Origin of the sequence: Streptomyces sp. NPDC004658, assembly GCF_040609555.1 — a bacterium.
Classification (GTDB): Bacteria; Actinomycetota; Actinomycetes; order Streptomycetales; family Streptomycetaceae; genus Streptomyces.
In genome coordinates this window covers 107,215-119,281 of record NZ_JBEXKG010000001.1, presented here as the reverse complement: position 1 = coordinate 119,281, position 12,067 = coordinate 107,215, and the positions used below count along the sequence as shown (strand labels likewise).

17 protein-coding genes and 1 tRNA gene are annotated in these 12,067 nt (G+C 70.7%); 16 read left to right on the top strand and 2 right to left on the bottom strand.

Going from position 1 to position 12,067, the window contains the following annotated elements; genetic code table 11:
- The first annotated feature begins 5 nt into the window (after nucleotides 1-5).
- The 15 genes from ABZV94_RS00565 (at nucleotide 6) to ABZV94_RS00495 (ending at nucleotide 9,911) form a co-directional block, all read left to right on the top strand.
- On the top strand, nucleotides 6-1,160 hold the full coding sequence (locus ABZV94_RS00565; RefSeq protein WP_356335683.1) for a siphovirus ReqiPepy6 Gp37-like family protein: 1,155 nt from the start codon (nucleotides 6-8) through the stop codon (nucleotides 1,158-1,160).
- Nucleotides 1,161-1,163: 3 nt separating this feature from the next.
- Nucleotides 1,164-2,102 carry a hypothetical protein gene (locus tag ABZV94_RS00560; protein ID WP_356335681.1) on the top strand — a complete coding sequence of 313 codons (939 nt, stop codon included), beginning with the start codon at nucleotides 1,164-1,166 and terminating at the stop codon, nucleotides 2,100-2,102.
- The gene (locus ABZV94_RS00555) at nucleotides 2,102-3,616 is read left to right on the top strand and encodes a glycosyl hydrolase family 28-related protein (RefSeq protein WP_356335679.1); all 1,515 of its coding nucleotides are present in this window, start codon (nucleotides 2,102-2,104) and stop codon (nucleotides 3,614-3,616) included. The genes ABZV94_RS00560 and ABZV94_RS00555 overlap by 1 nt, the downstream gene beginning before the upstream one ends.
- Before the next feature lie 10 nt (nucleotides 3,617-3,626).
- Nucleotides 3,627-4,424: a hypothetical protein gene (locus ABZV94_RS00550; protein WP_356335677.1), complete on the top strand. Its 798-nt coding sequence runs from the start codon at nucleotides 3,627-3,629 to the stop codon at nucleotides 4,422-4,424.
- 78 nt (nucleotides 4,425-4,502) lie between these two features.
- On the top strand, nucleotides 4,503-4,718 hold the full coding sequence (locus ABZV94_RS00545) for a hypothetical protein (RefSeq protein WP_356335675.1): 216 nt from the start codon (nucleotides 4,503-4,505) through the stop codon (nucleotides 4,716-4,718).
- The gene (locus ABZV94_RS00540; RefSeq protein ID WP_356335672.1) at nucleotides 4,715-5,518 is read left to right on the top strand and encodes a peptidoglycan-binding protein; all 804 of its coding nucleotides are present in this window, start codon (nucleotides 4,715-4,717) and stop codon (nucleotides 5,516-5,518) included. The genes ABZV94_RS00545 and ABZV94_RS00540 overlap by 4 nt, the downstream gene beginning before the upstream one ends.
- Before the next feature lie 19 nt (nucleotides 5,519-5,537).
- Complete coding sequence (locus ABZV94_RS00535; RefSeq protein ID WP_356335670.1) at nucleotides 5,538-5,804, top strand: hypothetical protein; 267 nt, start codon at nucleotides 5,538-5,540, stop codon at nucleotides 5,802-5,804.
- A complete protein-coding gene (locus ABZV94_RS00530; protein ID WP_356335669.1) occupies nucleotides 5,804-6,235 on the top strand; it encodes a hypothetical protein in 432 nt (143 codons plus the stop codon). Before ABZV94_RS00535 ends, ABZV94_RS00530 begins: the two co-directional genes overlap by 1 nt.
- Entirely contained in the window at nucleotides 6,225-6,602 is a 378-nt protein-coding gene (locus ABZV94_RS00525) for a hypothetical protein (RefSeq protein ID WP_356335668.1), read from the top strand. Before ABZV94_RS00530 ends, ABZV94_RS00525 begins: the two co-directional genes overlap by 11 nt.
- Nucleotides 6,603-6,765: 163 nt before the next feature.
- A complete protein-coding gene (locus tag ABZV94_RS00520; protein WP_356335665.1) occupies nucleotides 6,766-7,503 on the top strand; it encodes a DUF6879 family protein in 738 nt (245 codons plus the stop codon).
- Nucleotides 7,500-8,348 carry a helix-turn-helix transcriptional regulator gene (locus ABZV94_RS00515; RefSeq protein ID WP_356335663.1) on the top strand — a complete coding sequence of 283 codons (849 nt, stop codon included), beginning with the start codon at nucleotides 7,500-7,502 and terminating at the stop codon, nucleotides 8,346-8,348. The genes ABZV94_RS00520 and ABZV94_RS00515 overlap by 4 nt, the downstream gene beginning before the upstream one ends.
- Before the next feature lie 87 nt (nucleotides 8,349-8,435).
- The gene (locus tag ABZV94_RS00510; protein WP_356335661.1) at nucleotides 8,436-8,900 is read left to right on the top strand and encodes a hypothetical protein; all 465 of its coding nucleotides are present in this window, start codon (nucleotides 8,436-8,438) and stop codon (nucleotides 8,898-8,900) included.
- Complete coding sequence (locus ABZV94_RS00505) at nucleotides 8,897-9,235, top strand: hypothetical protein (protein ID WP_356335659.1); 339 nt, start codon at nucleotides 8,897-8,899, stop codon at nucleotides 9,233-9,235. Before ABZV94_RS00510 ends, ABZV94_RS00505 begins: the two co-directional genes overlap by 4 nt.
- On the top strand, nucleotides 9,232-9,711 hold the full coding sequence (locus tag ABZV94_RS00500) for a hypothetical protein (RefSeq protein WP_356335657.1): 480 nt from the start codon (nucleotides 9,232-9,234) through the stop codon (nucleotides 9,709-9,711). The genes ABZV94_RS00505 and ABZV94_RS00500 overlap by 4 nt, the downstream gene beginning before the upstream one ends.
- Nucleotides 9,708-9,911: a hypothetical protein gene (locus ABZV94_RS00495; protein WP_356335655.1), complete on the top strand. Its 204-nt coding sequence runs from the start codon at nucleotides 9,708-9,710 to the stop codon at nucleotides 9,909-9,911. The genes ABZV94_RS00500 and ABZV94_RS00495 overlap by 4 nt, the downstream gene beginning before the upstream one ends.
- Nucleotides 9,912-10,373: 462 nt before the next feature.
- Here the strand turns inward: ABZV94_RS00495 and ABZV94_RS00490 are convergent, their stop codons facing one another.
- Nucleotides 10,374-11,336: a hypothetical protein gene (locus ABZV94_RS00490; RefSeq protein WP_356335653.1), complete on the bottom strand. Its 963-nt coding sequence runs from the start codon at nucleotides 11,334-11,336 to the stop codon at nucleotides 10,374-10,376.
- Nucleotides 11,337-11,488: 152 nt separating this feature from the next.
- Between ABZV94_RS00490 and ABZV94_RS00485 the strand changes: the two genes are divergently transcribed.
- Nucleotides 11,489-11,689 (top strand): hypothetical protein, encoded by a 201-nt coding sequence (locus ABZV94_RS00485; RefSeq protein WP_356335650.1) that lies wholly within the window; start codon nucleotides 11,489-11,491, stop codon nucleotides 11,687-11,689.
- Between the two features lie 273 nt (nucleotides 11,690-11,962).
- Here the strand turns inward: ABZV94_RS00485 and ABZV94_RS00480 are convergent.
- Nucleotides 11,963-12,036 (bottom strand) — tRNA-Ile (locus ABZV94_RS00480).
- Between the last annotated feature and the right edge of the window lie 31 nt (nucleotides 12,037-12,067).

Here is a 12,067-nt window from a genome sequence, read left to right as displayed (position 1 = left end):
TGGGCGTGGCCGTCCAGCTCCTCGTCACCGACCGGAACCTTGTCGTGCAGGGAGACCCGCTCGCGGACTGGTCCAACCTGGACGCCACGCTCTCCTTCAACGAGCCGGGCTCCGGCTCCGTGGACCTGGTGGCGCACGCCGAGGTGATGGCGCAGCTCCAGCCCGGCAACCGCATGCTCGTGATCCGCGACGGCGCCGTGTGGATGAGCGGGCCGATGGAGATCCCGCAGGACTACAGCTGGGGGATCGCCGGGGAGGGCGAGCCGCCGCCGGGCAAGGTGAGCGTGAACTTCGCCGACGACCTCGCGGTGCCCGCCGGGTACCTGACGTGGCCGGCGCCCGGCTCGGCGTGGTCGGCGCAGCCGGACACCTCCCGGAAGATCACCGCCACGAACGCGGAGACGGTCATCCGGACGCTGGTCAGCGAGAACTGCGGGCCCGGCGCGATCGCCGCCCGCCGCATCCCGAACTTCGCTCTCGGCGCGGTGGCCGGGGTGGGCACCACGGTGAGCGTCGACACCCGCCTGGAGCGGCTCCTCGACGTCTGCCGGCGCGTGGCCACCGACGGCGGCGGCCTGGGCATCCGCACCCGGCAGGTGGGCAGCCAGATCCTCTTCGAGGTCTACCAGCCCGCCGACCGCACCGCGACGGCCCGGTTCTCCGCCGGTCTGGGCAACCTGCGCGCCTTCACCTTCAAGCGGTCCGCGCCGACCGTCACCCACGCCCTGGTCACCGGCGCCGAGCAGGCTTTCCCGCGCCCGTACGTCGAGGTCGCCGACACCGCGGCCGCGTCCGCCTGGTGGCGGGTGGAGCAGCTGGTCGACTCCAGCGCCGACAGCAACGACAACGGTCAGCTGACCCAGGAGGGCAAGCAGGCGATCTCCGAGGGCGCGGCCCCGGTGGAGCTGGCCACGGTGACCGTCGACACCGAGGACCTCAAGGCGGGCCGGGACTTCGGCCTCGGCGACCGCGTGACCGTCGCGCTGCCGACCGGCCTGGAAGTGCGCGACCTGGTGCGCTCCATCCGTCTCCAGGCGTCCCCGGGCACCGGCGAGGTGGTCACGTCGCTGATCGGCTCGCCGGACGCCACCACAGACCCGCAGATGGTGCGGCTGGTACGTGAGCTGGGCCGCAGGCTCGGCCGACTGGAAGCGAGGTAACCGATGGCCGACGACTCCTGGCCGTCCCCAGCCCACAACGGGCGGGCCGTCACCGACGTCGAGTACGAGAAGATCGCGGCACGGTTCTCCGACAACGGGGTGTACGGCTCGCCGCTGGACGCCGCGGTGGTCTCGGCGGGGACCGGCCTGACGGTGACGATTCGCCCCGACGTGTACGCCAGCGTGCGCGGGCACGCCTGGTACTCCGGTACCTCGACCGTGACCCTGCCGATCGCGGCCAACAGCTCCGGACAGACCCGCAGGGACCGGGTTGTCCTGCGTCTCGACCGCTCCACCTGGACCGTCCGCGCGGCCGTCCGGCAGGGCGCCAGCAGCATCGCTCCGGACCCCGTCCAGCAGACCGGGGACACTGGGATCTACGAGATCCCGCTCGCCACCGTGGTGATCCAGAACGCGGCCGGCACCGTCACCGTGACCCGGTCCGAGCTGTACGCGGGCGCCCGCGTCCGCCCGTGCACGGCGACCACGCTGAACCCGAACCCGGTCCCCGGCGAGGTGGCCGTGGAGACCGACACAGGCCGCGTCCGCCTGTGGAACGGCACCCAGTGGGTCCTGATCTACAACAGCAGCAGCGTCATCACGGTCGACCAGCCCGTCCCGAAGTGGGACATCAACGTCTCAAGCACGCTGGAGGTCCGCTCGGGGACCGTGCACCTGCGCATGGGGTCCTTCGAGCGCACCGGAGACGCGGTGGCAGGGACCACCCCCAGCCGCCTGCCGGTGATCATCCCCTCGGACTACCAGCACCCCACGCGAGCCATCTACGCCCTCGCCTACATCACCGGCGCGCAGCTCGGCCGCATCACCATCTACGCCGCCAACTCCGACACCCCAGGGCAGGTCATCCTGACGCAGCACCCCACCATCGACAAGGGCGAGTTTGTCCTGCCCCAGTCCGTCAGCTGGGCGGTGAGCGGCTGATGGCCCGCTATGAGTTCGGCGGCGGCATCGCCGACTACGTGGTCCGCCCGGCCGATGGCCTGTGGGGCGTGGCCGTCGGCCAGGACGTGACCTTTTGGGATGCCTCGGACGCCGGCACCCAGTACACCGACCTCCTGGACGCCACCGGCACGCCGACAACCTCCGTCCGCACCAACGAGTACGGCGCCCTGCCACGCATCCTCGGCCCGGATGGGGTGACCGGGATGTGGGCGGACGCCGCCGGACCCTCGCGGGTCTGGGTGCAGGCCCGCAACGTCACCGCCGGGGGCGGCCCGAGCGAGAAGTCCCTGGACTGGCTGAACGTCGTCCGCGACTTCGGCGCGAAAGGCGACGGTGTCACGGACGACACCGCGGCGATCCAGGCCGCGGTCAACGCCGCCGCGGTGGCAGGCGGGACCCTGTACATCCCGGCGGGCCGGTACATCCTGACCGCCGCGCTCACCTGGGCCAGCGGCGTCAACGCCATCGGAGCCGGCCCCCGGGCGTCCATCCTTCAGTCCACCGACCAGAACAAGGACTGCATCACCGCCACCGACGTCGGCGGCATCACGCTGGAACGGCTGCAACTGTCCGGGCCCGGCCGCGGCTTCGGCTCCGCCGTCCGCTTCACCCGGTACTCCGCGCCGTCGACCCCGGGCGTCACCCTGCGGGACGTGCTGATCCAGTCCTGGGGCGGTGACGGGGTCTTCTGCCACCAGCTGGCCAACACGGTCTTGCACCGCGTTCGGGTGCGCACCTGCGGCGGCGTCGGCGTCCACGTCCAAGCCCCGCAGGACACCGTCCTCGGCGGCGCGTCCGTGTCCCTGACCGCCGTGTCCGTCGAGGGCTGCGTTACCGGCGGCATCTGGCTGGAGGGCATGGCCTACAGCAGCCTGTCCGCGTGCGCCGTCCAGCAGGCCCCGGTCGGCTACCGGCTCGACAGCTGCACCGGTGTCAGCCTGAGCAGCTGCGGCGCCGAGCAGTGCACGACCGGACTGGAGGTGTACGGCGGCAAGGGCATCACGGCGCAGGGGTTCGTGACGAAGGCCTCCGACGGCACGTCCGTCTGGCTGACCAACAACGCGGCCGGCGTCGTCCTCGCCGGGGTGACCGAGGTGTCCCCGGGCTCGGGTGCGACGACGTGCCTGCGCACGGACACCGGCACCATCTCGACCGTGCTCGGCCTGACCGCCGTGAAGACGAACGCGCTGTCCGGGACGGTCAACAGGATCGACCCGGGCGACGCATCGGTGGTCCTGGCCGGTCGGTCGGTCGTCCCCAGCGGCGGTGCCGGGGCCCGGATGGGGACCGCGGTCCTGGCGGCCGGCACCGTCACCGTGAACACCACCGCGGTGACCGCGAACAGCGTGATCGTGCTGACGATCCAGACGCCGGGCGGCACGGTCGGCGCCCCGTATGTCAACGCCCGCACGGCCGGGACCAGCTTCACGATCAAATCCACATCCGCCTCCGACACATCCACGGTCGGCTGGCGGATCCTCGACCCGTCCTGAGGGAGGTCACATGGTTGCCGCGATCGCCCCCCAGACGCTGATCGAGCTGGGCACGCAGGAAGCCGCGATCCACTACCAGGAGGACAAACAGGGCTCCACCTGGACGAACATCAACAAGTACGCCAACGAAACACCCGGCATGTCCCCCTACCAGGGGCAGTCCTGGTGCGTCATCGGCCTGCTGTGGCTCGCGCACCGGGCCGGGGACATCACGATCATGCCGCAGACCCCGGCCTGCGACGTCGCCGTCACCACCTACCAGTCGTGGAACCGGTGGTCCTGGTACCCGGCCATCGGCGCGCAGGTGATGCTCGGCACGTCCGGACAGGACCACACCGGGCTCGTATACCGGTACGACAACGCCCAAATCTGGACGATTGAATTCAATAGCAACATCAACGGCAGCAGTGAGGGCGACGGCGTCTACCTGCGGGTGCGCAACAGGTCCGACGCCAACGTGTACGGCTACGGCTACCCGAAGTACTGCTCGCCGATGGTGACCGCGGACACCTCGTGGGTGGACGACCCGTCCCTGATCAAGACCTCCAGCGGCACGGCCGCCGCGTACGCGCCCTACCCCGGCCCCGACTGGTTCAAGGTCGGCCGCACCTCCCCGCTTGTCCTCGCCGCAGCCAAGCGCCTCGTGGCCGTCGGCGCCGGTTCTTACACCCCGTCCGCCGACATCGGCACCGCCGACCTCAACGCCTGGGGCAACTGGCATGTGACGTGTGGCTCGCCGGGCGGTGCCTACGCCGGATACCCCAACGAGACGATCTGGCGAGCCCTTCAGATCCCCCACAGCCACTGATCCCGCGCCACTGTTTGGCCCCCCCCAACCACGCCCCGTGCCGCCCGGCCGGGGCGTTCGTCATGTCTGGAGCAGCACATGCCACAGCCCTCCCCGAGCGACCTCGGGCTCATCGCCTACCTCGCGTACAGCGAGGCCACCAGTGGCGTCACCCACGACAAGCGGCCGATGCCCGCGTGGGACGACCTCGGCGACACCGTCCAGGGCGCCTGGATCGCCGCCGCCGCGGCCGTCGCCGAGCACGCCACCGCGGACCAGGCCCCCGTCGGGGCAGAGCAGGAGAACGCGCGATGAAGCTCGTCACCCGGGCCGCGCTGGGCTGGCCGGCGTCGGCCGCGCCGCTCCAGGCCACCACCGAGGGGACCAAGGTCCACTACGAGGGCACGTTCGTGAGCACCAAGCTGCTCACCGACCACGCCGCGTGCATCGCGGAGTGGAAGGCGATCCGCAAGTCCCACCTGGCGAACACCAAGGAGAACTACTCCGACATCGCCTACAACTACGGGGCCTGCCCGCACGGCTACCTCCTCGAGGGCCGCGGCATCGGCCGGCGGACCGGCGCCAACGGCAACCAGCCGCTGAACCGCGCGCACTACGCGATCGTCGGCCTGGTCGGCGACGAGGGCCTGACCGAGCCGACCGACGAGATGCTGGGCGCGATCCGCGACGGCATCGAGCTGCTGCGCGCGCACGGCGCCGGAACCGAGATCAAGGGGCACCGGGACGGCTATGCGACCGAGTGCCCGGGCGGACCGCTGTACGCGTGGGTGAAGAAGGGCGCGCCGCGCCCGGCCGGGACAGGCAGCGGGCCCGCGCCCGCGCCGAAGTACGAGCCGTTCCCGGGCGCGCAGCTGTTCATGGCCGGCAGCAAGCCCGCCATCGGCCGCTCCTCGAAGATCTTCACCGCGATGGGGAAGCGGCTCATCGCCAAGGGGTTCGGCCGGTACTACCGGGTCGGTGCCGGGCCCAAGCTCGGCGAGGCCGACGTCAAGGCCTACGAGGCGTACCAGCGGTCCCTCGGCTACACCGGCGCGGACGCGAAGTGGCCGCCCGGCCCGACGTCCTGGTCCAAGCTCCACGTCCCCAACGTCTGACCGAGAGGAACGATCCGCCATGTCCCAGCTCCACCTGCCCGGCGCCGAGACCGTCGTGAAGACGGCCAAGACCTACGCCCGCGACCTCGCCGAGCGCACCATCTGGACGTTCCTCGGGGCGTCCGGCGCAGTCGCCCTCGCTGGCGGCCCGGCCGACATGCTGCATCTCAGCTTCTGGGAGGGCGCCGGCACCGCCGGACTCGCCGCGGCCATCACCCTGCTGAAGGGCATCGCCGCGCGCGCCATCGGCCAGAAGAACAGCGCGTCCACGATCCCGGGCGTCTGATGCGCGCGGCGGCCCGGCGGCTCCGGCAGCAGCTGGGCCGCCGCGGAGCACTCCTCAGCCTCAAGGGCGTCATCGCCAGCCTCTACGGCTACGCCCAGATCGGCCAGCCGCCCGCGAACCCGCGCGGCCTGTGCTTGCTGCTCAAGGCCATGCCCTTGGCGGCCTGGGGCGGGGTGTGGGTGGCGGCCGGTGTCATCGCACTGGTCTGCGCCTGGCTGCCACCGCGCCGGGACTGGCCCGGCTTCCTGGCCGTCTGGGGCGTCACCGCGCCCTGGTCGATGTCCTACCTGGTGGCCTGGTGGCCGCTCGGCGAGTACCCCCGGGGCTGGGTGGCGGCCCTGATCTTCGGCGCGTTCGGGGCCGTGTGCCTGGTGGCGATCGGCTGGGAGGAAGCGCCCCGCGCACGATCGGAGCCGCCGCGTGAGACCTGAAATGCTGACCGCGCTGAGCGCCCTGGCCGTCGCCCTCGTCACGGCGGCCGGCGGTGTGGTCACCGCGGTCATCGGCCGTCGCCAGCCCCGCCGGCCGCGGGGCGCGGAGAGGCGAGATGACTTCACCGCGGTGACGGACAAGCTCGGCGAGCACATCGCGCGCCTGGAGCGGGAGGCCGAGCAGGACCGCCAGCAGGCCGAACGGGACCGTCAGCGTATCGCCGAGCAGGAATCGGCCTTGCGCTACATCGCCAGCTGGGCCCGCTCGCTGGTGGCGTACATGCGGCACGCGCAGCTGGAGCCACCCCCGCCCCCACAGCCCATCCCCGACGAGGTTCGCCCGTACCTCCACGACATCGGCACGTGACAGCGGCCCCGCTCTCCTTCGGGAGGGCGGGGCCGCTTTCGTCGTGTCCAGTTGCGCGCAAACGGCAGCGGGCCATCGCGAGTCGCAATCCTGCGCAATCGCAGGGCGCTCCCGGGCCATCCCGCGCATTCTGGTACCCCACCGACCCAGCAGCGGAGGCGTGATGACGCTCAGGTTCATCGGCACCACCAGCGACGAAGGCGACTGCCCGACCCTGTACGAGATCGAGGGCACGGACGAGGTCCTCGTCCAGGGCGACCGCGAGACCGACCCCGAGCACCTGGTCCAGTTGCGCGACGTGAAGCCGTCCGAGACCTTCGTCCGGGTACCGCGCAGCCTGCTGATCCGGTATGCGCCGCGCACCCCGGCCCCCGAGTTGCAGCCGTTCTCGGCGATCGCCCACCTGTTCCGCGAGTTCCGCCACACGGCCTGGCGGCTGGAGACCCGCCGCGGATACGCCTCCGATCGACGCAGCCCGAAGTGGGCCCGCTGGCAGGCCGGCGAGGACATCGCCGCCGAAGCGAGCCCGTGGCTGGAGAACGTTGCCGAGCAGACAGCCGCCGGGAAGCGTTTCGAGCGGGTGCGCCTGGTGGACGACCCGCCCACCGAGGGCCAGCGGTTCCTCCTTGCGAGTGCGCCCGGCAATGTCTCCGCCGGCGAGGACATCCGCAACCTGACCCGCTCTCAGGCCGAGCAGCTCCGCCTGCCCGACTATGACTTCTGGCTCTTCGACTCGCGGATCGTGGCACGGTTCGCGTTCGACGCCGATGACACCACCCTCGGCGTGTACGTCACCGAGGACCCCGCCGAGGTCCTGGCCGCCTGCCAGGCCCGGGACGCCGCTTGGCACCACGCTGTGCCTACGCAGGACTTCGCGCGGCAGGTAGCTTCGACTGTGTGACGACCGACTTCCAGACGGCCCGTGAAGCCCTCGGTGCCCGGCTCCGCGAGCTGCGCACCGAGGCCGGGCTGGAAGGCAAAGACCTCGCCGCCCGGCTCGGCTGGCAGACCTCGAAGGTCAGCCGCCTGCAGAACGGCAAGCAGACCCCCAGCCGCGACGACCTCACCGCGTGGGCGCGCGCACTGGGCCGGCCGGACGTCGAGCCGGAGCTACACGGACTGCTCGCCGGGCTCGACATGAAACAGCGCAATCGGTCGTGGCGGAAGCAGCTTGCTGGCGGGCACCGCGGCCGTCAGGAGATCGCCGTACGGCTGACCGAGACCACCCAGCAGATCCGCGGCGTTGAGGTCTCGCGGATCCCCGGGCTGTTCCAGACGCCGGAGTACGCGCGCGTCGTCTTCGACTCCCTCGCCGCGTTCCGCGGCATCCCGGCCACGACCGACGCGGCGGTTGAGAAGCGGATGCGCCGGCAGGATGCCCTGTACGACCCGGCGAAGACGTTCCGGTTCGTCCTCTGCGAGGCCGCCCTGTACCACCGTCCGTGCCCTGTCGACGTGATGGCCGAACAGCTGGATCGCCTGTACAACCTCGTCGGGCAGAAGCGCATCGAGCTGGGCATCATCCCGTTCGGCGCCCAGCTGCGCCGCACGGCTCCCCACGCTTTTTGGATCTACGATCGACGTTTGGTCATCGTTGAGACGATCAGCGAAGAGCTGTGGCTGACCGGCGACGAGGATGTACAACTCTACGAGCGCGCTTGGGAGTGGCTCGCCGAGTCGGCCGAGTACGGAGCGGCGGCCCGGCGGCTGATCGGCCGTGCTCGGGCCTCTCTCGACCTTTCGTAGGCAATCAGCGGCAACCATCGGGGCCACGGGCGCAATCACGCGCAATCGGCGCGCAGGCCCGCAATCGACGTCCCTAACGTCCAGGTCATGGCAACAACAGCCACCACCCGTTCCCTTCGGCAGGCAGGCCAGGACTGGCTCCTGTCCTGCACGCCGCACCCCACCGCCGCCCGGCGCGCATGGGACCAGGATGAACTGTTCCCCATCCCGACCGGGACCCATTGGCGTGCAGCCGAGGCGCGTCTCCTGCCGTCCGTACACGCCATGAAGCGGATCGGTTCCGAGCGTCTGGGCCCCGTCCTCGTGGACGTGGAAGCAGACCGCGCCTGGTGGCTTCTGCCACCCACCCTCGGGGACGAGCTGGACGACGTGCGCCCGCTTCTGGTCCGTCCGGCCGGCTGGGCCCTCGGGTGCCCGCCTGTCCTGTACTCCGTGGGTGGCCGCGGCTGGCTGGAGCGACCGGACGGGACCGGACGACTGACCGACCCTTTGCTGCTCGGTGCCGCGTTCGGCCCCGGCGGCGCCCGCACCGAAGCGGAGACCAGCGCATGACGACTGCCGAGACGAGAGCCCTGGTCGACATCCCGGCCGAGCTTCTACCGCTCATCCCGCTGCCGCCCCTGGAAACGCTGTCCGACGCCCGGGCGCGCGGTGCCGAGTGCGTGTGGGGTGGCGAGTCGCTGTCCACCGCTACGGCCATCGACCTCGGCGAGCGCGAGACCGACGGCGGGCACTGGTTCCCGCGTGCGTGCCGCCCCTGCGCCCGGCAGGCCGTCCTGGCCGCACGCAACCAGCACCCCGGCCTGTGCGAGCAGTGCGCGGACGACGCCAGGCGCTGTGAGACCCGTCGCGCCCTGCACACCCTGGCCCTGGAGTTGCGCCGATGACCGCCGTACAGATCGCCGAGGAACTGGCCCGCCTTCACCGGCTGGTCAGTTGGTTCGACACCCCTGTGCCGCTGCCGGCCGAAGCGGTGACGGGCCACGCCTGTGTCTGGTGCCTGATCCCGGCCGACAGCACCGCCGTCGACCTGGAGTCGGCGGCCGACTACCCCCAGCGCGGATGCCTCTCCTGCTACTCCGCCCGGCTCGCCTGGCACATCAGCTGGTACGAGTGGCACAGCCACGTCGCCGAGTGCTTCCCCTGCAAGCAGGGCCGCATGTGCTTCGTCGGCCGCGGTCGGCGCATCTTGCACGAGCTGACCGCCGGACCAGCGGGCAAGGAACCCCCGGCCTGCTTCAGCTGCCACAGGACCCTGCTGGCGCAGGAGACGGCCATCCCGGTGCGCTGGGAGGGCGAGGCCAGCTTCCACCTCGGCTACGCCCATCCGGGAGGCTGCGCCAGAAAGGGGGCGGCTCTGTGACCGAGCGGAAGTCACTGGAGGCGCGGCGAGCAGAGGCCGCCGAGTCGGGGTACCGGGCCGCCGGCTACTGCGGACTCCTGCACCCCGACGGCAAGGCGCGGTGCACGAGACCGCCGAATCACCCTGGCCGTCGGCATGTGGACTACTACAACGGCCGGACGGCCCCCGGGGACGCCATCGGAACCGAGTGGTTCGAGTAGACCCCGTGCCCGGCGCGTACGCCGATCGTGCCGGGCACGGACAGGCTCCAGCGCGGCCCGACGACGGGCCAGCAGGTGAGCGCTGGAGGCTACAGCCGTCCCTTCCCCCTCGTCGGGGGCGGCCATACAGCTCCGGCAGCCCATTGCGGTGGCCGGAGCGCGGAGCGGCGTGATGTGCGTCCGCCAGCTCCGCGAGCGCTCGCCCAACTGGCTGAGCGCAACCGCCCCGTCATCCGTCCTGGATGACGGGGCGGTCTTCTGCTTGGAGACGTCCCCTGCCGAATCTCGCGGCGGCAGGGGACGCCCTTCCGGCCGAAGGCCCGCAGGCACTTCGACCGGGCTTGTTCTGGGGTTGTGCGTCAGGCGAACGGAATCCGTACGTCCGCCTCCCCTGCCTGCACTGTACACAGATCTATGCTCGGCCTGCAGGGATGTGACACGGCCCCTCAATGGCTCTCCTGTTCAGCCAGTTTTGTCTGCCTGCGAGCGTCCGTACCAGGCCATGACCTGGTACATGGTGTCGAAGTTCAGGGCCTTCCGGATGGCGGCCAGTTCCTTGTCGACCGCGCTGCGGCTCAGTCCGATCCGGGGCCCGACCTGCTGAGCGGGATAGCCGGCGTCCAGCTCTCGGAGGATGCGCCACTGACGTTCGCTAAGCGGGCCGGTGCCGGCGCTCCGGCATACGTCGTGCCAGCGGGTCGCGTTGTCCCAGAAGAGGTCGAAGACGGCTCGGGCCCACATGACGGCTGCCCGGTCGAAGACGTGCCACCCGCTGTTACCTTCGGCGCCCTCGATGACGTGGTTGTCGATGAAGAGGTGCCGTCGGTCGATGATCACAATGCGAGGTCCGGGCAGGGCAGAGACACGCACCTCCGCGCCGTCTGCGGTCATCTCTGTGATGTAGTCGCGGGTCTGGGCGTGTTCGTGGACGCTTCGGTGGTAGAGCGAACGGACATGGACGCCGCGGTGCAGGGCGGTACGTGTCCGCTCGACGCCGAGGCGGAGTATCTCCGGATCCCGGTCTGCCGGCTCTCCGGGCTGGATCGAGCAGAACTCGGCCACGGCGGCATCGCCGACCTCGCCGAGCCGTGCGTTCATCTGCGCGGCCGTCGCTAGGTACTCGGAGCCTGGACCGCCATACAGGCGGTGGGGGTCGAAGTGCTGGGCGAGGCCTTCCAGGGCCGGGATCTGGGCGACGCGGGTGACGAGGCTTTGCAGCTCGCTCAGAACGGAGGTGGTGAGCCCTTGGGCGGCGGCGCGGGGGTCGTGGGCGATGTAACTGCCGGGAGCGTAGGGGTCGGGGTCGACCAGGCGGAACGAGATCAGCCGTTCGACGGCGTATCCGTCGGGCGGGGTGTGGCCTTCGGCGATCGCCCGGTAGGCGTCGAAGTCCTCCTGGGTGAGTGGGAGTTCGCGATCAGGCATGTCCTACTCGCCCCCGTTTGAACGCTGTTGAAGGTACGGAATTCTTCATGTGCATCTTTCCGTACGGCCTGCCGCTTGGATCTCAGTGATCCCACGTGTAACCCTAGCTGTCGGAAGCGGAACCGAAGGCGCGTTCTATTTGTGAGGTGTGTATGTCCAGAGCCCGTGTCGCGGCAGGCGCCGCCCTCCTGGCGCTGGCAGCACTGCTCTCCACGGCTGCGGCGGGTCAGCACGATGAAGCGCGCACCGTCCGGGCGGGTGACATCGGCTGGGGTGTGGTCGCGCCGACCGCGACCGCCACGCCCACCCCGGAGGCCGCCCCGGTCCCCGCGAGCGACATCGGCTGGGGCTGACGCCCCGCCCTCCGAGACTCCGGCCGGCCAGCTTGGGAGGCACGCCGCGCCGGAAACAGAGACGCCCCCTGCCGCGAGAATCGGCAGGGGGCGTCCTGGTGTCAAAGGGTAGAGGGCGACTGGCCTCTTTCGTAACAGCAGGTTCCTGCAATCCGCCGCCGATGTGCCGCCGAGCAAGTTACGGGCCAGTAGCGGGCTAGCAAGATCGACAAATGTAGACGCCCGGTAGATCGAGAGGATCTACCGGGCGTCTGACCTGGCCTTCGGCCGCTGTGGGGCTAACAGGATTTGAACCTGTGGCCTCATCCTTATCAGGGATGCGCTCTAACCAACTGAGCTATAGCCCCGCCGCGCTCTGCGGTGTGTGTCCCGCGCGCT

What these genes read in the sequence shown, in the direction of transcription:
- ABZV94_RS00530 (WP_356335669.1), top strand. Translation starts at nt 5,804, where the DNA reads ATGCGCGCGGCGGCCCGGCGGCTCCGGCAGCAGCTGGGCCGCCGCGGA.
- ABZV94_RS00560 (WP_356335681.1), top strand. Translation starts at nt 1,164, where the DNA reads ATGGCCGACGACTCCTGGCCGTCCCCAGCCCACAACGGGCGGGCCGTC.
- ABZV94_RS00540 (WP_356335672.1), top strand. Translation starts at nt 4,715, where the DNA reads ATGAAGCTCGTCACCCGGGCCGCGCTGGGCTGGCCGGCGTCGGCCGCG.
- ABZV94_RS00505 (WP_356335659.1), top strand. Translation starts at nt 8,897, where the DNA reads ATGACGACTGCCGAGACGAGAGCCCTGGTCGACATCCCGGCCGAGCTT.
- ABZV94_RS00500 (WP_356335657.1), top strand. Translation starts at nt 9,232, where the DNA reads ATGACCGCCGTACAGATCGCCGAGGAACTGGCCCGCCTTCACCGGCTG.
- ABZV94_RS00555 (WP_356335679.1), top strand. Translation starts at nt 2,102, where the DNA reads ATGGCCCGCTATGAGTTCGGCGGCGGCATCGCCGACTACGTGGTCCGC.
- ABZV94_RS00550 (WP_356335677.1), top strand. Translation starts at nt 3,627, where the DNA reads ATGGTTGCCGCGATCGCCCCCCAGACGCTGATCGAGCTGGGCACGCAG.
- ABZV94_RS00510 (WP_356335661.1), top strand. Translation starts at nt 8,436, where the DNA reads ATGGCAACAACAGCCACCACCCGTTCCCTTCGGCAGGCAGGCCAGGAC.
- ABZV94_RS00545 (WP_356335675.1), top strand. Translation starts at nt 4,503, where the DNA reads ATGCCACAGCCCTCCCCGAGCGACCTCGGGCTCATCGCCTACCTCGCG.
- ABZV94_RS00485 (WP_356335650.1), top strand. Translation starts at nt 11,489, where the DNA reads ATGTCCAGAGCCCGTGTCGCGGCAGGCGCCGCCCTCCTGGCGCTGGCA.
- ABZV94_RS00535 (WP_356335670.1), top strand. Translation starts at nt 5,538, where the DNA reads ATGTCCCAGCTCCACCTGCCCGGCGCCGAGACCGTCGTGAAGACGGCC.
- ABZV94_RS00520 (WP_356335665.1), top strand. Translation starts at nt 6,766, where the DNA reads ATGACGCTCAGGTTCATCGGCACCACCAGCGACGAAGGCGACTGCCCG.
- ABZV94_RS00490 (WP_356335653.1), bottom strand. Translation starts at nt 11,336, where the DNA reads ATGCCTGATCGCGAACTCCCACTCACCCAGGAGGACTTCGACGCCTAC.